We start from the raw sequence: 20,252 nt of genomic DNA on the forward strand, positions 1-20,252 counted from the left end.
ATTAGTGGTATCCCTCGCCTACTCGCACCTTGCCGCGAAACACCCAATAGGTCCAAGCGGTATAGGTCAATATAATAGGGATAACAATGGCCACGCCTACCAGCAGGAAAAGCTGAGACTCAGGCGCAGAAGCCGCATCCCAAAGCGTGTAGTTCGGTGGAACGACAACGGGCCATTTGCTGACGATCAGACCCAGATAGGTAAAGACATAAATGCCAATAGTGGCAAGAAAAGGTGCTAGCTCACGACGTTTTTGGACAGAACGAAAAACGGTAAATGCGCAGGTCAACGCCAAGAAAGGAAAAATCCAAATTAACTGAATATTACCAAACCAGCGCTCCCATACGAGCGGGTTCACGAAGGGCGTCCACAGACTAATCACGGCGAAAACAAATAGCACGAGCGCCAGTAACAAGGGAGTGATTTTATACGCCCAATCCTGCACATACCCCTCAGATTTTAGTATCAACCAAGTAGCGCCTAGCAAAGCATAGCCTGCCATCAGGCCAAGCCCCGTCAACACTGAGAATGGCGTCAGCCAGTCAAATGCACCGCCTACATAGGCAAAGTTTTCAACGGGAAAGCCCTGGATGTAAGCTCCAACGACCGCACCTTGTGCAAAGGCAGCAATGGCCGACCCCCAGGAAAATGCACGATTCCACCAATGCCGGTTGCGGCGCGATTTAAAACGCAGCTCAAACGCCACCCCCCTGAAGATCAGTCCCGCCAGCATCAAGAACACACCGATGTAAAGTGCCGGCAAAAATACCGTGTAAACTAATGGGAAGGCTCCTAAAAGCCCTGCCCCACTCAGCACCAACCACGTTTCGTTACCATCCCATATTGGTGCGACCGAGTTCATCATTACATCCCGAGCATCCTCATCGGGAGCAAAGGGATAGATAATCCCCAATCCCAGATCAAACCCATCCATCAACACATACATGATGATGCCGAAACCAATGATGAAAGCCCAAATTAACGTTAAATCAAACATATCCATGTTTAGTTCCTCACCGGGTCAAGGTCATCATCAAAGGAAGTCTCCGCCCCTGACATCGGACGCATGGGCCGCCTAGAGTTATCTGCTTCCGTTTCACGCTTTTCTTCGGGCAACATACCATTGCGCACGACGCGTGTGAGGTAATAGATGCCTACGTAAAAAACCACCGCATAAACCAGGATGTAGCCAAGTAGCGTAAATAACGCCATAGGCCCTGTTAGTGAAGGCGTCAGGCCTTCTTCGTGGGTCATCATGCCGTAAACCAGCCAAGGGGCCCGGCCCGATTCGGTAACAACCCACCCAGCCAAGACCGCCACAAACGGCACCGCAATCATCCTGGTCATCGTCTTTAAAAACAGCCGTTGTGTATAGATGCGCCCTTTGCGCCGTAATATCAGCCCCGTCAACGAAACTGCAATCATTAAAAGCCCAATCCCCACCATTACGCGAAATGCCCAAAACACAATGAATACAGGCGGCTGTTCCTCAGGCGGCGCTTCACTAATGCCCGGTATTTCACCATCAACCGAATGGGTAAGGATAAGGCTCGCTAAGTTAGGAACGCCAAATGAGAAATGGTTGGTTTGCGCCTCCTGATCAGGTATCGCAAATAACAGCAACGGCACATTCGTGGCCGTTTCCCAATGCCCCTCCATAGCAGCCACCTTGGTCGGCTGATGCTCTAAAGTATTGAGCCCGTGGAAGTCACCGATTACCGCTTGGGTCGGCGCGAGAAAAAGAAGCAGCCAAAGGCACATTGAAAGCGCACGACGATTTGCTTCCGGGTCACGGTCGCGTAATAAAAACCATGCGCTGACGCCTGCCACGACAAAACCACCGGTTAAAAAGGAAGCCACTGCCATGTGAAAGAAGCGATAAGGGAAGGAAGGATTAAATATAGCCTCCATCCAAGAGGTAACATGGAAGCGGGAATCAATGAGTTCTACACCCGCAGGCGTATGTAGCCAGCTGTTGGCTGATAAAATCCAAAAAGTCGAAATGAAAGTTCCTGTCGCTACCATAATAGCGGCAAATAAATGCACCCCTTCAGGTACCTTACCGCGACCAAATAACAGTACGCCTAAGAAGGCTGCTTCAAGGAAGAAAGCCGTAATAACTTCATAGCTCAGCATAGGGCCAATAAAATTAGACGATGCTTGAGAAAAATTGCTCCAGTTAGTGCCAAATTGAAACGACATCACGATGCCTGACACCACTCCCATTCCAAAAACAACGGCAAATACCTTTGTCCAGAAAAGCGCAAGGCGATCCCAAGCTTGATTGTCAGTCTTGTAGAAAAGGCCATGAAGCAGCGCGATGTAAGACGCCAAGCCAATAGTAAACACGGGGAAGATCGCATGAAACGATACGACGAATGCAAACTGAAGCCGCGATAGCACCAGGGGATCAAGTTCCATTTCACTCTCCTAAGACCTGAATCGATATCCTATCAATGGGTTCACACAAGCTTAGTTGAGCCTTCATGGCACTGCACTTTTAGTTATAAGCACTAAGCTTATTTCTTAATATTTTTTAATTTTCTGTTTTCCTAAGTAACCATCCTACCTTAGACAGCCCAACGTCTTTGATGTGTCTCATTGACGCACAGGCTAATTTAGATGGGCTATAGTCCGCTGACAAACTACCGGGATAACACTACCACGCTCACCATATAGCCGGTATAAGCGATAAATAGCGCCAGTAAGATGCCCCCTTCCAAACGGTTGATTCGCCGTGGGCGCCCACGCCAAGAGAAAGCAAACAGAATCATCAGTAACGTCATGCCTGTCATCACACTCCAGTCACGCACTAATACCTCTCGACCTGCGTCAATGGGTGCAATAATTCCAGCAAGGCCGACAACCGCCAAGCTGTTAAACAAATTTGAACCGACCACATTGCCGATCACCAGGTCATGCTCTTTACGACGCAAAGCAGTGATAGAGGATGCTAGCTCGGGCAGTGAAGTACCGATGGCTACCACGGTCAAACCAACAATCAAGTCGCTTACGCCGAAACGAACCGCAATTTCAACCGCTCCCCACACCAGCAAGCGGGAACTGGCGATCAGCAGCGCCAGCCCTACCAGCGTCCACATTATGGATTTCCCCCGGGACATTGGCTTGCTATCCAGGGTCTCAGCTACTTCAGAGACGATTGCGTCGTCTGGCTGGTTGCGTGAACGAACGATACTAACAACAATAAAAACCACTAATGCCAGTAAGAGACAGACGGCTTCCCAGCGTGCTACAAAACCGTCGAGAAGAATCAAGCCAGTCGCCAACATGACGAGCATCAGTATTGGCATCTCTTTGCGAATAACACTGGAGTGAACAGCAAGGGGAGCAATCAGCGCGACCAACCCGAGTATTAAACCAATATTAGCAATATTTGAACCGTAGGCGTTGCCTACTGCCAATCCTGGATTGCCGTCCAACGCAGCCAGTACTGAAACCATCATTTCCGGCGCTGAAGTACCAAACCCAATGACCAACATACCAATCAACAGGGGTGAAAGCCCAAGCCAACGAGATGTAGCCGCTGCGCCATCGATAAACTTCTCGGCACTCCAAACCAGTAATACCAATCCAAACACAACCGCTAATATGGGAAGCAACATTTCATTTCCTTCATGGCATAATGATCGGCACTGTTTCCATGCGTCACATTTAAGAACTGTATCTAGGGACTCATTCTAAGGGCTACTTTTAAGAACTACTTCATAGAGACGGCCTTAAGGTGCTATTACTAGCGGCACTTTGCTTATGAATGATCCCTGGCAAACGAGTCAGCCACTCTGCAGGTCGCATTCAACTGTCTCTCATTGCGCCGCAGATCGTTCTCTAAGCTGACGCCTTAGTCAAGCTGCTAGTCTATGTTTTTTGAGTAGTATTTCAGCAACATAGGGTTGCTAAAAAGCGCGTTTGACCGCCTAATCCGCCACATCCTAGTAGTTTTACTAAGGATTCGCACTGAGAGTTTTGGTTTTTGCCTCCACAACGATTAATAAAGCGACATACATTACCGGTCAACACCCCCCTCGTTGACCGCTCGCCCCCTGAAGTTAGAACTCAGCGGCGGCGTTTGCGTGCTTGTCATGAGTGCGACTGGGTGTCGGCATTGCCGCCGCTTAGCGCAGGCGAAAAAGCAAGCTGTCCGCGCTGTACACATGTCTTGGTCAAACGCCATCGCTACCCAGCACAACGCAGTATGGCCCTGGCCATCGCCTCACTGATTGCCCTCATAGTGGCGGTGTCATTTCCCTTTATTAGCTTCACAGTTAGTGGTGTTAGTAACCGTATCGAGCTAACGCAGACCGCCACTACCCTGATTGGCTTTCATCAACCCATAGTCGCTATCGCCATCATCATGACGATTGTCGTGCTGCCAGCGGTATACCTTATCGGCGTTCTGTGGCTTCAATTTGGCCTTCTGCGTGACCGCCTATTGCCCTTTAGCCGGGATATTGCACGCTCCCTATCTCACCTAACACCTTGGATGATGGCTGATGTCTTCATCATTGGCGCCTTAGTCAGCCTGATCAAAATAGCCGGCCTGGCCGATGTTGAGCTAGGCATATCGTTCTGGGCATTTTGTGTATTTGCGCTGCTGTTATTGATGACGACCCAGTCTATCGACGCCGACTGGATGTGGTTCTCGTTAGAGGGAGAACCGCTGGCTCCCGAAGGTACTCAAACGGGCGTTCCTGCAGCAGGACAAGGGTTAACTGGCTGCCCAACCTGCGGACTCATCAACCGCCTATCGCCACAAGGACGCGGCTACTGCACTCGCTGCCATGAAAAGCTTCATCAACGCTTGCCACATAGCTTACAGCGCACCTGGGCGCTCCTCTGCGCATCGGCCATCATGTATATTCCCGCCAATGTGTACCCTATTATGACAACCACCAGTCTAGGCCACTCAACGCCCTCAACTATTATTGGCGGGGTTGTTCAACTCATCCAAATGGGCTCTTGGCCCATCGCTGCCGTCATTTTTATTGCCAGCGTTATCGTTCCAGTAGGTAAATTAGTCGCGTTAACCTGGCTTTGCTTAGTCGTCAGGCGCAGCAGTGTACTCAATGCCCAAAGCCGTACCCGGCTTTATCGACTAACAGAATTTATTGGGCGCTGGTCAATGGTGGATGTCTTCGTCGTCGCCATTTTAGTGGCATTGATTCGCGCCGGATCATTAATGTCGATCACACCTGGCCCGGCGGCGCTCGCCTTTGGCTCAGTGGTAGTATTGACCATGCTAGCGGCGATGACATTTGATCCACGCTTAATTTGGGATACGCCTCTCCCTGCTAAAAATTCACTACGTCACTCTCTTCTTCGCCGTAAAACGGCCACCAAGGAACCTGTTGATGGCTAACGAAACAACACCGCCTACTTCTGAACAAACGAAAACCAACTCAACCAACGAACAGGATTTAAATAAAGCTAAAACATCACGCCAAACCCGCCTTTCGCCTATATGGATAGTGCCGATCGTTGCCATCGCCATTGGGTTATGGCTGGTATACGATAATTACTCCAATCGCGGCATCCTGGTAACGCTTAACATGGATAATGCAGAAGGCATCGAAGCGGGCAATACGCTCATTCGTAGCCGCAATGTTGAGATCGGAAGGGTCCAAAACGTACAACTCTCAGATGACCTGTCCCACGCTGTTTTGACCGCCAGTATCCAGCCAGAAGTAGAGGATATGTTGCGCGAAGACAGCCGTTTCTGGGTGGTCAAGCCACGTATCGGTCGTGAAGGGATTAGCGGCTTAGGCACCGTGCTCTCAGGGGCTTATATTCAGCTTGAGCCTGGCACTGAAGAAGCGCCGCGACGAGAATTTCCAGTCAGTGATACCCCCCCTGTAGCACCTGCTGGTCAGGCAGGGCTTCGTCTTAGCTTAACCAGCCAAATGGGCAACTCTCTTCGCGTTGGCGATCCGGTGTCTTATCAAGGCTACACCGTGGGACGTATTGAAGAGAACAGTTTTGAGCCTGAGTCACGCACCATGCAACATCAGGTATTCATTGAAGAGCCATATACCAATTTAGTCACTGACAGTACGCGTTTTTGGACCTCAAGTGGCATCGACTTTCGCCTAGGTGCCGATGGTGTACGCGTTAACGTTGAATCTATTGAAGCGCTACTCGGTGGTGGTGTCACCTTCGGCGTCCCCGAAGATTTACCAATGGGACAACCGGTTGAAGCCAATACCCGCTTCACCCTCTATGCTGATGAAGACGCAGCACGAGAAGGGACCTTTAACCGCTATTTAGAATATGTGCTACTGGTAGATGAAACAGTGCGTGGCCTGTCCAAGGGAGCGCCGGTCGAGTTTCGTGGTGTGCGCATGGGCACCGTTGCCGCCGTGCCCTGGAACTTTACTGCGCCGCAGCCCGACTCACGTGCACGCTTTGCGATTCCCGTACTGATTAGGATTGAGCCTCAGCGACTGGGTATTGAAAATAGCGATATTGACCTCGAAGAATGGGAGGAGCGGTTCCAGCGCATGTTCGGCTTAGGGCTCCGTGCATCGTTAAAAAGTGGCAATCTGCTAACGGGTGCACTGTTTGTCGACCTAAACTTCCACCGTGACCTTGCCGATGAGTATACCGCTGAGCAATTTTCTGACCGCAGCGTCTTTCCAACGGTGGCAGGCGGCTTTGCACAGATACAAGCCCAGGTAACAGATTTACTGGATAAGCTAAACGCGCTTGAGGTTGAGCCGCTATTAACCGGCCTGGACCGCAATTTAGAGGCTTCTGAAAGCGTACTCAACGAGATTCGCGAAGTAAGCTCTTCGATAAATCAGTTACTGAATGACCCTGAGACCCAAGCCATTGGGGGCAATCTCAACGGAACACTTGAGGAATTGCGTAGCACATTACAAGGGCTATCACCTTCGTCGCCCGCGTATCAAGAGCTCACCACTGCGATCGAACGACTGGATCGCTTAATGCGTGATCTACAGCCGCTTACGCGCACGCTCAATGACAATCCCAGGGCACTACTGTTTGACAACCTGGATGCTCAAGACCCTATTCCGCGTGCACCACGTGACTAAGGAGCCAAAATGCTGATATGGACAAGTATGTTTAGATGGATTGGGTATTTGCTGCTGCTGACAGTCTGCGTCGTGATATCGGCCTGTGCCAGCAGTGTCACGCCGCCTGCCCGCTATATGCTACCGAGCGAACCGTTGGCAAGCACACCGAGTCAACCCGAGGGCACACTTGTGCTGGGCACTCCTCGGCTTGCCCACTACCTGGACGTCGATGGCATCGTGATGCAACTTGATGACATTACGCTGAACGCCGCGCGGGAACATCAATGGGCAGAAGGGTTAGACAGGCAGCTGGAGCGGAGGATGCGCACCCACCTATCGCAAGCGCTACCAACGCTTAGAGTTGTCCGTACCGAAAGTAGACAACCCAATGCGCTGTCTTTGCGCTTAAACATTGACCAATTCCAGGGCCGCTTTGATGGCGTGGCCGTGGCTAGCGGCCAATGGCAATTGCTGAATGGCGAGGGAGAGCTACTAGCAATGGAAAATTTCTATGCGGATACAGCCCTTGAACAAGATGGCTACCCGGCGCTGGTACGCGCATTGAGTGAAAGCTGGGACCAGGCCGCCGAGCTCATCGCCAACAACATACGCCAAGGCAACTATTTTGATTAGCCCTAGGTTTTTAAGCCTAGGCTTTTACACCTCGGTTTTTAAACTTCGGGTTTTTAAACTTCGGTTTTTTAAACATCGGTTTTTTAAACATAGCTTGCTGAACTACGCTTAATGCTCTTCTTCTCAGAGATGTTCACATGACAGATGATTCGAACAACACAGCAGTACTACCCGCGGAGCAATTGCGCGATGCGGTGGATGCTTTGAGACAGACGGTAACGACACTACTGGAGGGCGAAGCATCGCTGACGACCTATGAAACTGCTATCAATAGCCATGACGCCCTTCTTGATCAGCTAGCCATGCACTCACTTGACGCCCCAACGCTCGCCGCGCTTGAGCGTATTGAACAATTTATCACCCTGCACGCGGGAACTTACTATCAAACCGCCATCGCCAAGCTGGACGAAAAACAGAAAAATCGTTTTATCTCACTGTTTGCGCGACGGCTACTCGCCCTGGATGGCTTAGGGCCAGCAACTGCGCGCCAGCTTTTTCAGCTAGGTGTTTTTACCCCGGAGCACTTTTTCGCATTAACACCCAAGGAGCTTGCTCAGCTTCAACTGCCACCTGCCACTTTAGCTCGGTTAATTCCCCTACATGCCCAGCAATCTTGCGCTGACAAGCGATAGCTAAACAAGCTGACGTTTCATAACCGTGTTATACTGCTTGGCTTATTACTGACACGTAAGTTTTCTGGTGTGTCCGTGCACACCCGATGAGAGCGCCTCTGCGCGCTGTCACCTTCACGTCTCCTTTCACGGTCATCCACGGCTAACCAACGACCATCGCGGCACGCTGAATTATCTGGCACACTTCGCTGCCGCGAAGGTGTATCAACCTCGCTTTTTGAACATTACATCTAGTGATAACAACCACTTACCGGGGCTTACTCACTAGGTGACTGCGGAGAACGCATGAGCTTTTCTGAACTTGGCCTGCACGCCGATTTGTTACGCGCTGTCACAGCGCAAGGTTACACCGAGCCTACCCCGATACAACGACAGGCCATCCCCGTCGTACTAGAAGGCCGTGACATGCTGGCCAGCGCCCAAACCGGCACTGGCAAAACAGCTGGATTCACGCTGCCCATGTTACAACGTCTTACTGCTGGACCACGACCTGGAAAGCGCCAGGTACGAGCGCTTGTGTTAACTCCTACCCGTGAGCTCGCCGCTCAAGTAGGCGATAGCGTGTCGACTTATGGCCAGCATCTCGCGCTGCGCTCGCATATTATCTTTGGCGGTGTCGGTCAGCAGCCTCAAATCGATGCCCTGAAGGCTGGCTTAGATGTGCTTATCGCCACCCCCGGTCGCCTATTAGACCTTCATCAGCAAGGGCATATTGATCTTTCAGCCGTTGAAATTTTAGTGCTTGATGAAGCTGACCGCATGCTGGATATGGGCTTTATCCATGACATTAAACGGCTGCTGCGTCTGGTGCCCAAAAAGCGTCAAAACCTGCTGTTCTCTGCAACCTTCTCCAATGAGATACAAACCCTGGCTCAACAGCTGCTGGATAACCCGGCTATGATTGAGGTTGCGCCGCGCAATGCCACCGCCGAGAAAATTGAGCAAGCTATTTACCGGGTAGATCGCGAGAAAAAGCGTGAACTACTGGCCCACCTAATCCAGCAAAACGGCTGGTTTCAAGTACTGGTGTTTACGCGAACCAAACATGGTGCTAACCGCCTTGCCGAGCAGCTTTCCAAACAGGAAATTCCCGCCATGGCTATTCATGGCAACAAAAGTCAGGGAGCCCGCACGCGCGCTTTAACGGCTTTTAAGAGTGGTGACCTGCAGGTGTTGGTGGCGACCGACATCGCTGCCCGTGGCTTGGACATCAATGAACTGCCCCACGTGGTTAATTTCGACCTGCCCAACGTAGCCGAAGATTATGTACACCGCATTGGGCGTACCGGGCGTGCTGGCAGCAATGGCGAAGCCGTTTCATTAGTGTGTGTCGACGAACACGCCTTGCTAGGCAATATTGAGCGGCTGATAAAACAGACGCTACCAAAGCATATCGTGCCAGGCTTTGAACCCGACCCGAGCATCAAACCTGAGCCCATTGAGAATGGTCGTCGCAACCAGCGCCAGCCTCGCGCCAAACGCAAACCGGAAGGCCAGAGCGCCAATAACGGCGGTGAACGCAAACGACGCGCTCGGCGCTAGCTCACAGTTCAGGAATATGCGAAGGTGTCGCCTTTGCATATTCCAAGTCGCTGTATCTAGCAACTATTTTAGCCGTTAGGCATGAACTACTTTTCATGGAGTGATTATGGCCTCATCCCAACTTATGGCCGACTATCGTCAATGGCTGACATTTCAACGTCAAGAACAGCTCAGCCGTGAACATCAAGGGATTGTTCAACGTCTAGAGGATGCTCGCGCATCAGCTAATCAAGTCGTTCAGGCCTACCGCAGCATGGCTGAAAAAGCATCTGTCGAGGGCGCTTGTTACCGTACGATTTTCTTGCGCCAACGCGATGACAAACACTCCCTGCCATGTGAAGGGTGGCTGTTCGTACGCCGCGTGCTGAGTGAAGGGAATAGCACGCGCGTGCGTGTCACCCTGCTTGAAACGTTTACGCTTGAAGATGGCATCATGGCGGCAGGCGATAAACCTGCACGCAAGCTAACCTTAGAGATCTATGATCAGTTACAGATAGATAAAGGCATGCGAACAAGTGTAAAAGTGGACTGCTTGGACACCCCTCAAGACTACCATTTTATTACCCTACTCGATGCTGTTCGCGGAGACTTGCGCCCTCACCTTAAGTAAACGTTAACGTGAAATAAGCATAGATATGGCATCGCGTCGTTCAATTACCTTTATTCTGCTGATGGTCGTGGTGGGGCTAAATTTACGCCCTGCCATGTCGTCCGTTGCCCCTTTATTGACACGCCTGCAGGAGAGCGCTGGGCTTTCAGCAGCCGCAGCGGGGCTACTCACTACGCTTCCCGTGCTATTTTTAGGCCTTTCCGCCCCGCTCGCTCCAACGTTAGCAAAGCACCTAGGCAGCGAACGTACGTTGAGTGCCGCGCTCATTCTGCTGGCAGCAGGGCTTATATTACGTGGCTTGCCATTTCCCGGTGTGTTATTTATCGGCTCTGCGATGGCAGGCTGCGCAATCGGTATCGGCGGCACGCTGCTACCTGCCCTGGTTAAACGTGAACTCCCAGAAAGCGCCGACCTGCTCACCGGCTTATACACCATGGCGCTCTGCCTGGGCGGAGCGCTGGGGGCCGGCTTGAGCGTGCCCCTTACGCAACTACTCGGTAGTTGGCAGGCAAGCTTAATGAGCTGGTCACTACTGGCGCTGCTAGCGCTTGTTTTATGGCACTATCAAATGCCCCGCTCTACCACACCAAACACGCCCAATCCGCCCAAAAGCGGCATATTCCGCCTGCTTAAGCAACCGCTGACCTGGCACGTTATGCTATTTATGGGCATTCAGTCCTCCATGGCCTATATCGTGTTTGGATGGCTTCCTACACTGCTGGTTGAGCGCGGCTATAACGAAGCCGATGCAGGCTGGACCATGGCCGTTTCGATTATGTGTCAACTGGCTTCAGCCCTGGGCGCTCCCTGGCTTGCTCGCTTGGGGCGAGACCAGCGCCCCGCTTTATTACTGGTACTTTTGAGTACCGCCGCGGGATTATGGATGCTGCTTATCGCACCACTGGAGTGGAAATGGCCCGGCGCCGCCCTGCTAGGCATTGGCCAAGGCGGCAGCTTTAGCTTAGCGCTCAGCTTGTTAGTCTTACGCACAGCCAATTCACGCCTTGCAGGCCAGCTCTCAGGGCTTGTCCAGGGCGGTGGGTACACATTGGCAGCATTGGGGCCTTTTGGTGTAGGGGTTATGCTCCAATTAGGCGCCCACATAACTCACATTGCCTGGTTATTAATCGCTCTAATCAGTGTTTGCTGTGGCTTTGCGTTACTGGCTGGGCGTAATCAGCGCTTGAATGACCAAAGTGGCGGACTTTTGGTAGAGCGCGGTACTCGCACTAACTGATTAGCAGGTTTCGTACAAAGCCCCTGGAGATGACGATGCCCCCCTACTCTCTTCTAGCAAGCAATAACCCACATCAAGAGCGCGTCTTAGTCATTTATACGGGCGGAACCATCGGCATGCAGCCGCATGCTAATGGGCTTGCGCCTGGTGGCGATTTCGCCAAGCGAATGACCATCGCCCTTAGCCAGTTACCGATTGCCCAACAGCATGCTCTGCCGCCATATGAGGTCATCAGCTACACCACACTGATTGACTCAAGCGCCGCCACCCCACTTACCTGGCAACAGCTTGCCCGCGATATCAGCGACCAATTAACGGCCTACACAGGCTTCGTCATTATTCATGGCACCGACACCCTTAGCTGGACCGCCGCCAGCCTAGCCTATCAATTGCAAGGGTTGGATCGCCCCGTGGTCGTAACGGGCTCCATGTTACCGCTGGAAGCACCCGACAGTGACGCCGTAGGCAATTTACACGGCGCGCTGCAGTTCGCCTCTAAGCCCGCCCTACAAGAAGTGGCTATTTACTTTGCCGGGCAACTGCTACGTGGCACCCGCGCCATCAAGCAGCATAGCGAAGCGGTCATTGCCTTCGCGAGCCCCAACTACCCGTTGCTCGGCGAGCGTGTTGGCGACGATTTCGTTTATTACCCCAGTCGTGGACTTGGCCTTCAACAACGAGGTGCCCCTCGCTTCGAGCTACCCGATTACCGTTTGGTCAATCAAGGTGAGGTCGTACGCATCGTCCTGTGGCCAGGAATTTCAGCCTGGCAATTGGACGCTTGGTTGAGTGATTCTCGCGTTAAGGGCGCATTACTGCAGCTCTGGGGGGCGGGAAACACACCCGACGACCCCAGCTTGCTTAACGTACTGGCTAAAGCCAGCGGAGAAGGCAAGCTGCTAGCTGCTATTAGCCAGTGCCCGCAGGGCAGTGTTCAGTTGGGCGCTTACGCGGCGGGTCATGGTCTCAGCGATGCAGGCATACTCGCGGGCGATGATATGACACCGGAGGCAGCTTTCACAAAGCTTGCCCACTTACTGGCCCAGCCTCTCTCTTTAGAGGATCAGCGCCAACGATTTTTAACGCCGCTCGTCGGAGAACGTTAACCAGTCAAAGCTGATAAATGTTAGCGTAGGCTGAGAATCAAGTAAGGTGGTAGAAAGCACTCTGTTATAGAAAGTACTCTGTTATAGAAAACACTCTAATCGACTGAAGGAGCAACAGAATATGGAAAAACCGGTGCATCATTTCAGCGAATTATTCGAGCAACTGGGCCTTGCTTCTGATCCTGACTCAATTGAGCGCTTTATACAGCGCAACGCCCCACTACCGGAGACAATGCCACTTGCTGAAGCGCCCTGTTGGAACGAAGGCCAAGCAGAGTTTCTAAAAGAGGCGGTTGACGAAGATGCCGATTGGGCAGAAGTCGTCGACCACCTGGATGCCTCGATGCATAAGCCAAACTAGCACTCTAGTGCGTTAATTAGTGCGCCGCCGATTGTGGCGCACTAACCATTCAAACGCGCCTCTACGCGATCAAGAATTTGACGACTGACTTTCCCCACCAACGGTTTGGCAGCTTTATTAACCGCCTTTTCCATTAACCGGTTACGAATTTCATAACTCAAAGTAAGCGCCACTTCCGTACCTTCGGGCACTTCGCGTAGGCGATATCGCCCCTGGTTTTTAACGCCGTCTAACGACTCCCAGGCAAGCACATGTGGCGGCTGGATCTCAGTGATCATGACGTCAAACGACCAATCCATTCCCACTGCGCGTACATGCCATCGATAGCGGTTTTCCCCTAACGAGTCGATGGAGCGAATCAGATCCGAGTAATCAGCAAAATCTTCGACGCGTCTCAATAATTCAAACACCCTTTCAGGGGGAGCCTTAACAATTTCACTGTGCTCAATGGTAGCCATTGTTTTCCCTCTAACAGCGTGAGTGTTAGCGTATCATGTCGAAATTAATGCTGCCCGCCAATGCTGTGTTTACTTCAATATGCGCTAGAACTGGTCAGATTCACGGCTATTGCGTAAACTGCCGACCTCCGGACCGGACCCCGGAACGCCGCGCCAGCTAATCGCTGCACGCGATTAACAAATTCTCCGACAATGAGTGTTTTATCATGTCTTCAACACCCTACGTGGCTGCTGATACAGCGACCACGGCCATCGTTATCTATTCCGGCGGAATGGACTCTTTTACCGTGCTTCACCGCGCATTGCGTGAAGGACTCAACGTACACGCGCTGTCTTTTGATTATGGCCAGCGACATGCCCGTGAACTCGACACCGCGCGTCAGGTTTGCGCTGCACTTGGTCTGCCACACCAAGTGGTCGATATTCGAGCAATACACAGCCTGATTGATAATTCAGCCCTGACCAATCCAGACCAACCGATGCCCCAGGGTAACTATGCCGCGGACAATTTACACGATACCGTAGTACCCAATCGCAATATGATTCTGCTCTCCCTGGCGATTGCCAAGGCCGTGAACATTGGTGCGGAGCGAGTCGACTACGGTGCCCATGGCGGTGATCACGTTCTCTATCCCGATTGTCGCCCCGAATTCGTCGAGGCAATGGATCACGTAGCAGGCATCGCCAACTTCGAGCCAGTGAAGCTACACGCCCCTTATCTCTATGCGAGCAAGGCAGACATTCTTCGCGAAGGCTTGGCCATGGGCTTGGATTACCGCCTTACCTGGACGTGCTACGAAGGCCGTGAACTTGCCTGTGGCATGTGTGGAAGCTGCCGCGAGCGGTTAGCTGCCTTTGCTGCCAACGGTGTCACCGACCCATTAGGCTATAACCCAGACACCACAGCAGGCCAGGGCTGATGTATCAGGTTAAAGAAGCGTTTTATACCCTGCAGGGCGAAGGCGCCCAAGCGGGCAGAGCGAGCGTTTTCTGCCGCTTTAGCGGCTGCAATCTATGGTCGGGCCGCGAAATTGACCGGGCGACCGCTAAATGCACCTTTTGCGATACCGACTTTATCGGTACAAACGGTATCAATGGCGGAAAGTTTGTCACTGCCAATGCGCTTGCCCAGCATATAGCGTCTCTCTGGCCCAGCCAAAGCGGTGACGCAAAGCCCGATACAAAGAACGATGCAACGCCCTATGTAGTATTTACCGGCGGTGAGCCTTTGCTGCAGCTTGACGCGACGTTGATTACCGCACTGCACAGCCATGGGTTTGAGGTGGCGGTCGAGACCAACGGTACGCTTGCTCCACCCCCGGGCATTGACTGGCTATGCGTCAGTCCTAAGGGCAGCAATTCGTTAGCCGTTACGCAAGGCGACGAGTTAAAGCTCGTTTTTCCTCAAGCAGATGCTCCGCCAGAGCAGTTTTCAAGCCTTGATTTTCGCCACTTTTTCTTGCAGCCGATGGATCTTACCCCTCTCAATCAGGAGAAGACCACCGTCGCAGAAGCGACCGCTTACTGTATGGCTAACCCCCAATGGCGACTGTCGCTGCAAATGCACAAACTAGCAGGCTTTGATTAATGTCCCTATTCGTTAAACAATTGACCCACATTGACGTATCCCTGTGGTGCTCTCAGCGCGGCCTAGTGGGCTGTAGCTGGCTGGTGGACGCAGTACTGGATGGCGAGCTGGGCGAAGATGGCATGCTATTCGATTTTGGTGAAGTGAAACCATGGATCAAGCGCACCCTTGATAGCGGCTTAGATCATACTCTGCTGGTGCCCACAGCGGCATCAGGTATCAGTGTCTCCGAGTGTCCCGAAGGATTAAGCATTCGCACCACTACACCTTACCCAATGGAAGTGCGCGGGCCACAAGAGGCATTCACCCTGCTTCCCTGGCAAGCCATTACGCTTGATAAGGTCGCTGAGCATTTAAGCCAGCAGCTCACCGAACAGCGCCCTAAAAATGTCCACCAAGTCACCCTAACGCTTAGCGACGAGGCCATTGAAGGCGCTGCCTATGGCTACACGCACGGCCTAAAGCGCCACCAAGGCAACTGCCAGCGTATTGCCCATGGCCACCGTTCGCGGCTACATATCTTTCAGCAAGGGGCGCGTCAACCTAAGCTCGAACAGCAGTGGGCCACATGGTTGGATAATCGCTACCTGCTTGAAGAGGCGGATATCACCTCGCAGGAAAAAGACTTCCTTACCTGCAGCTATCGGGCCGCCCAAGGCGATTTTTCCATTACGCTACCAGCGACGCTATGCGCTGTGCTCCCAGGCCCCACCACAGTAGAAAATATCGCCGCCTGGCTGGCAAAAGAGGTTGCCACGCAAAGCGGCCAAGCCACACGCATTCAGGCGTTCGAGGGTATCAACAAGGGAGCGATTGCTATGTTTTCACCAAGTGCTCTACCAAGTACCAGGTTATGAGTGAAGGCTGCCGTGCTGGATGTGGCGCCTGCTGTATAGCGCCTTCTATTAGCTCTGCCATTCCCGGCATGCCGGAAGGCAAGCCCGCGGGCATTCGCTGCGTACAGTTAGATGAAAATAATCTGTGCCGTTTGTTTGGCGATCCAAGTCGCCCCAGGGTTTGTGAGCGCTTTAACTTTGACGCCAGTGTGTGTGGCGAGCACCGGGAAGAGGCGCTCGCCACATTGACCTGGCTGGAGCAGGACACTTGCTAAGCAGCGTTCTGCTCTAGCTGATCAACCTTCTGCGCCTACCGGCCGCGGCAAACGACGATCCAACAAGCTAATCCAGCGGGTAAGCACCGGCGCGTCGCTATGGCTAACCTCGCTCAACAGCTGCCTAAAGCTCTCTTTCGCCTGCTGGTCGTTGGGCTCAATACGGGTTAGCCATAGCTCAAGTGCCGCTAGCTCCTGGTGGCGATTGCCGTGCTCCCGAGACTGGCTTATCGCCATTTCAGCGAGAGCTTTGACTTCATTGGCAGGATGCCCAAGCAGGTCACGCACCTTGGCCAGCTGGGTGGCTAATTCAGGCAGAAATAGCGTGGTGCGCTCCCGGGCAATCACCAAACACTGGTCTAGGTAATCCTCTGCGGCGTTTAACTCACCCAGCTCAATGCAGGCATCTGAATACCAGAGCACTGGCCGCTGATAGCGGTCACGCCCGTTCAGCTCTGCCATCTGGTCCAAGCTGTCACGCAATTGTGCTAACCCGGTGGTGTCGCCTGCCAGCGCACGCTGCCAGCCGAGAATGCTTTGCGCCGAAATTTGCCATAACTGTAAATCCGGCGTGCCTGTCATCGCGGCCGCCCGTTCGGCATGCCGGGCAGCCAGATGGACGTGTCCTAACTGACGATAAAGCGCGGCGGCAAATAGCAGTGCTAACGCCAAGGTGCCAGGATGAGCGATTTTCTCTGCCAAACGAATTGCTGCCGAGACCTGACGCTCGGCACGCTGATAATCACCGCGCAGACAGAGTGCCCATCCCTGGAAGCAGGCAGCCGAAACTTGCGGGTGATCGGAGAACGGCAGCCACTCGATCATCATTGGTGCATTGAGGGGATCGATTTCATCTAAATGGTCGTGAGCCTGCTGAATGCGGCCTGCCCAGTACTCGCAGTTGGCGCGGGCATAATCGGCCAAACGGCGATAGCGTGGATCCTCTAAACGAGAGGCAATATCCGCCAGTGTCGAAGCCAGTGCAAAGGCATCTGCATGGGCATAGCGTTGACTACGCCCTACCCAGAGCCCCCATTTGACCAGGAATATCTGCTCTAGATCTTCTGGATCCTCTAAACTATCGGTACCCGATTCGCGCAGCAGCTCCCTCGCACGCACAAAGCTCTCATGTGCGGTTGGCGAACCGTGGCCTTCTAATGAGAACGCCGCCTGACCGCGCACGGTGAGTAGACTCACTTCGCGCTCAATCTCATGCTCAACGTGGCGCAGACTCGCCAAACCAAAATCTGCCATACGCAGTGCGGTTCGATTTGCGCTCACTTTTAACGCTTCACGAGCAGCCAACTCAAAATAGCGGGCACCACGGGCGTAATGCCCGCTACGCCGTAAGTGCGTTGCAAAATCGCCGGGGTGGCGGCTAATCCACACCGGGAAGCGCTCCTCTATCAAGGTCACCACTTGTTGGTGCAGCTTGACGCGCACATCCCGAGGACAGGAAAGGTAGGCCGCTTCTTGCAGCAGCTGATGGCTGAACTGGTATTCGTGCTCACCGTTCTCTTTATCGACAGGCTCGACAATCTCCAGTACACGCATATGTTCGAGCGCTTGGTTAAGCCGCCCTTTTTCCCAGCCACTGCATTCCAACAGAAAGTCCAGCCGGAAGCGCTTCCCCAGCACTGCCGCTACGTGGGCAATGTCGCGGTCACTTTCAAGCTGATCGATGCGGCTTGCCAGTAGCCCTAATAACCCTTTAGGCAGTTCATCGAACTGGACACTGCGCCCTTCACGACGATCCATATCCAAGCGTCGACAAATCTCCTGCATGTACAGGGGTACGCCATCACAGCGCTCAATAATCTGATTTCGCAGCCGCGGGCTCAGGTGAATACGGTAACGGCGAGACAGTTGCGACAATAGCCGCGAGGACTGAAGTGCATCCAGGTTTCCCAGACTAATTTGCTGGTCCCAATGTAGTTTTACCGGTAGTTGATCTCGCCCGTGATGACTAGCCACAAGCATAAAGGCGGTATTAATAGGTAAGCGCGCTTGTAGACCGGCCAGTACTTTAAAAGAGGGCTCATCAAGCCACTGCAAGTCATCAATCATTAACACTAGGGTATGCGTGGCAGCCTGACGCTCAATGAGTCGGTGCAGTAGCATCACTACCAATTCGACGGCTTCACCACTTTGGGCTAACTGGGTAATCTCTTGTACTTCGTGAACACCTAGCGCTTCTTCTAGCAAATGCTGGCGGTCAGGCTCAAGCTGGTCAAACCCTAGCGATGCTTGTAGCTCGTGAATAGCGTCAACGGTCAGGGTTTGCGTGAGATACCAACTGACAAGAGTACGGGCGACTCCGTAGGGGTCTAGCACTGACAGCCGTGTAGTGGGCTGCCAACAAATAGCGGCTTCTCGGCTAAGCTCCAACTGACGGAAACCCACCATCAGCGCCGACTTCCCCATTCCCGATGCTCCACGCACCAGGACGCTTTGACGCAAGCCAATACCTGCACGCGCCAGTGCATCGCGTAGGGTGCGTAGCGAGGTTTCACGCCCTACAAGACTAGGCGGCAGCGCATCACGGCCACCTTCATTCTGACCCAGCACCAGCGCACGTAAACGAACACGCCCATCGCTGGCGATCAAGCGGGACACCAGCCGTGGCTGTAGATCAAGCGCGGGCGGCATATGCTGGCTGGCCTCTTGGGAAATAACCAGTTCACTGCCTTCGGCTGCACTCATTAATTCTAATGAGGTTTGCGTGACTTGGCCCAACGGATCTGCCAATTGACGCTCAGGCAGATAGACGACACGTCCACTATGCAGGCCAGCGGCCAGCTCAAATTGCGGCACCTCGCCTTCGCCAGACCAATAGCGTGAACTTTCCTGGGGAAGCGCTTGGCGGCAATGTTCATAAAGCGCCACTAACTCAGCCAACTGGTGCGCGGGGCCATGGGTACCAAAACACGCCAATCCTAAGCCGCCAGTAGCGCCTGGCAACCAAAAGCCACCCAAGTGATGACACTGCTGCTCTAACCAGCGCAACAATTCCAATTGCAGCGTAAGGCAGTGGCGTGTCGCCCCGCGATCCTGCCATTCACCTTTTAAACGCAACCGGATAGCCATCACAGAAAGCTGTCGCAACTCAATTTCATCTTCACGTAACGGCTTGCTGTCTGCCGCTAGTGCCCGAGAAAAAGCGCCTTGGGGACTCATCATGCGAGGGTCGTGATGCCCATCGGACCAATAGCTGGCCAGTTGCAAGAAACTCGGCTCTGGCTGTTGGCCCGACAGTGCTAATAGTTGTAAATAGCTATTATATTGCTCATGTGCAGCGGCCATTTGGTTCTGCTCAGCGAGTTGGCGAACCAGCCGTTCATGAAATGGGCCATAACCTGAAAAACGACTAACAAGTGTTTCTAGGGTTAGGTCAGGTACGTCGGTATGCGCCTCGAGTACATGTTCCGCAAAACGAATAACACGCTGACGCCACTCGTTGCGTATCTGGACTAACCAGCGCTGAAATTCACTACAGTTCGCTAGCTGAAGCTCTTCAATCAGATCACCTTGGTAGCAGTTCATCAACGCTTCAAGGGTGTCTAAATCTCGAGGCCCTTCGAGCAACTGCTGCAGCGAATGCAGGTCTACTTGCCAATGGCTGGGGAGCTGGAAGGCGATCGTTTGCCGGGAGACACTTAATACCTGGTCGGCACTCTCGCCTAATGATTGACGCAAACAGTGCAGCGCGTGACGCAGGTTGGTTCTGCCTGACGACAGCCCTTGGTCGGGCCATAATAACTCTGCTAATGCGGCACGATTAACCGGTTGGCGGTGCAACAAAAGATAAACAAGCAACGCCTTCACTTTGTCGTAACTAAAGTGGGTTAGTACATCTTCCCCCTGAGTAAGCGAAAAATGGCCGAATAAGGTTAACTGGTCTGTCTCACGGGCATCGCGCATG

The 20,252-nt window shown here is 52.9% G+C and carries 18 protein-coding genes; 13 read left to right on the forward strand and 5 right to left on the reverse strand.

Annotated elements, in window-relative coordinates; translation table 11 throughout:
- Position 1: 1 nt before the first annotated feature.
- The 3 genes from cydB to ACW44H_RS10560 all read right to left on the reverse strand — a co-directional run bounded on the left by cydB (position 2) and on the right by ACW44H_RS10560 (position 3,623).
- Positions 2-1,003 (reverse strand): cytochrome d ubiquinol oxidase subunit II, encoded by a 1,002-nt coding sequence (gene cydB / locus ACW44H_RS10550; RefSeq protein ID WP_457504424.1) that lies wholly within the window; start codon positions 1,001-1,003, stop codon positions 2-4.
- Positions 1,004-1,005: 2 nt separating this feature from the next.
- Complete coding sequence (locus tag ACW44H_RS10555) at positions 1,006-2,421, reverse strand: cytochrome ubiquinol oxidase subunit I (RefSeq protein ID WP_113269694.1); 1,416 nt, start codon at positions 2,419-2,421, stop codon at positions 1,006-1,008.
- Positions 2,422-2,645: 224 nt separating this feature from the next.
- On the reverse strand, positions 2,646-3,623 hold the full coding sequence (locus ACW44H_RS10560) for a calcium/sodium antiporter (protein ID WP_113269693.1): 978 nt from the start codon (positions 3,621-3,623) through the stop codon (positions 2,646-2,648).
- A gap of 368 nt (positions 3,624-3,991) precedes the next feature.
- Between ACW44H_RS10560 and ACW44H_RS10565 the strand changes: the two genes are divergently transcribed.
- From ACW44H_RS10565 to ACW44H_RS10605, 9 genes are all read left to right on the forward strand, one after another.
- Positions 3,992-5,377 (forward strand): PqiA/YebS family transporter subunit, encoded by a 1,386-nt coding sequence (locus tag ACW44H_RS10565; RefSeq protein WP_457504425.1) that lies wholly within the window; start codon positions 3,992-3,994, stop codon positions 5,375-5,377.
- Positions 5,370-7,070: an intermembrane transport protein PqiB gene (gene pqiB, locus ACW44H_RS10570; protein ID WP_457504426.1), complete on the forward strand. Its 1,701-nt coding sequence runs from the start codon at positions 5,370-5,372 to the stop codon at positions 7,068-7,070. Before ACW44H_RS10565 ends, pqiB begins: the two co-directional genes overlap by 8 nt.
- Before the next feature lie 9 nt (positions 7,071-7,079).
- Positions 7,080-7,685, forward strand: coding sequence for a PqiC family protein (locus ACW44H_RS10575; protein ID WP_457504427.1), 606 nt, complete (start codon positions 7,080-7,082; stop codon positions 7,683-7,685).
- Positions 7,686-7,822: 137 nt separating this feature from the next.
- Positions 7,823-8,317: a helix-hairpin-helix domain-containing protein gene (locus tag ACW44H_RS10580; protein ID WP_457504428.1), complete on the forward strand. Its 495-nt coding sequence runs from the start codon at positions 7,823-7,825 to the stop codon at positions 8,315-8,317.
- 285 nt (positions 8,318-8,602) lie between these two features.
- Complete coding sequence (locus ACW44H_RS10585; RefSeq protein ID WP_457504429.1) at positions 8,603-9,859, forward strand: DEAD/DEAH box helicase; 1,257 nt, start codon at positions 8,603-8,605, stop codon at positions 9,857-9,859.
- Positions 9,860-9,965: 106 nt separating this feature from the next.
- On the forward strand, positions 9,966-10,469 hold the full coding sequence (locus ACW44H_RS10590) for a hypothetical protein (protein ID WP_113269688.1): 504 nt from the start codon (positions 9,966-9,968) through the stop codon (positions 10,467-10,469).
- Between the two features lie 25 nt (positions 10,470-10,494).
- Complete coding sequence (locus ACW44H_RS10595) at positions 10,495-11,706, forward strand: MFS transporter (protein ID WP_457504431.1); 1,212 nt, start codon at positions 10,495-10,497, stop codon at positions 11,704-11,706.
- A gap of 29 nt (positions 11,707-11,735) precedes the next feature.
- Positions 11,736-12,812, forward strand: a complete 1,077-nt coding sequence (locus ACW44H_RS10600) for an asparaginase (RefSeq protein WP_457504433.1) — start codon at positions 11,736-11,738, stop codon at positions 12,810-12,812.
- A gap of 121 nt (positions 12,813-12,933) precedes the next feature.
- Positions 12,934-13,173, forward strand: coding sequence for a DUF2789 domain-containing protein (locus tag ACW44H_RS10605; RefSeq protein WP_113269685.1), 240 nt, complete (start codon positions 12,934-12,936; stop codon positions 13,171-13,173).
- A gap of 41 nt (positions 13,174-13,214) precedes the next feature.
- On the opposite strand, the gene ACW44H_RS10610 is transcribed toward ACW44H_RS10605, so the two are convergent.
- Positions 13,215-13,631: an SRPBCC family protein gene (locus ACW44H_RS10610; protein WP_113269684.1), complete on the reverse strand. Its 417-nt coding sequence runs from the start codon at positions 13,629-13,631 to the stop codon at positions 13,215-13,217.
- Positions 13,632-13,837: 206 nt separating this feature from the next.
- Here ACW44H_RS10610 and queC point away from each other — a divergent pair, with 206 nt between their 5' ends.
- Genes queC through ACW44H_RS10630 form a run of 4 tightly spaced genes read left to right on the forward strand, consistent with a single transcriptional unit; the run spans position 13,838 to position 16,330 of the window.
- The gene (gene queC, locus ACW44H_RS10615; RefSeq protein WP_457504435.1) at positions 13,838-14,551 is read left to right on the forward strand and encodes a 7-cyano-7-deazaguanine synthase QueC; all 714 of its coding nucleotides are present in this window, start codon (positions 13,838-13,840) and stop codon (positions 14,549-14,551) included.
- Positions 14,551-15,219, forward strand: coding sequence for a 7-carboxy-7-deazaguanine synthase (gene queE, locus ACW44H_RS10620; protein WP_457504436.1), 669 nt, complete (start codon positions 14,551-14,553; stop codon positions 15,217-15,219). The genes queC and queE overlap by 1 nt, the downstream gene beginning before the upstream one ends.
- A complete protein-coding gene (locus ACW44H_RS10625) occupies positions 15,219-16,076 on the forward strand; it encodes a 6-pyruvoyl trahydropterin synthase family protein (protein ID WP_113269681.1) in 858 nt (285 codons plus the stop codon). Before queE ends, ACW44H_RS10625 begins: the two co-directional genes overlap by 1 nt.
- The gene (locus ACW44H_RS10630) at positions 16,073-16,330 is read left to right on the forward strand and encodes a YkgJ family cysteine cluster protein (protein WP_457504437.1); all 258 of its coding nucleotides are present in this window, start codon (positions 16,073-16,075) and stop codon (positions 16,328-16,330) included. The genes ACW44H_RS10625 and ACW44H_RS10630 overlap by 4 nt, the downstream gene beginning before the upstream one ends.
- A 21-nt stretch (positions 16,331-16,351) precedes the next feature.
- Here ACW44H_RS10630 and ACW44H_RS10635 read toward each other — a convergent pair whose 3' ends face one another.
- Positions 16,352-20,251, reverse strand: coding sequence for an AAA family ATPase (locus tag ACW44H_RS10635; protein WP_457504438.1), 3,900 nt, complete (start codon positions 20,249-20,251; stop codon positions 16,352-16,354).
- Between the last annotated feature and the right edge of the window lies 1 nt (position 20,252).

It is taken from the genome of Vreelandella sulfidaeris Esulfide1, from assembly GCF_054072535.1.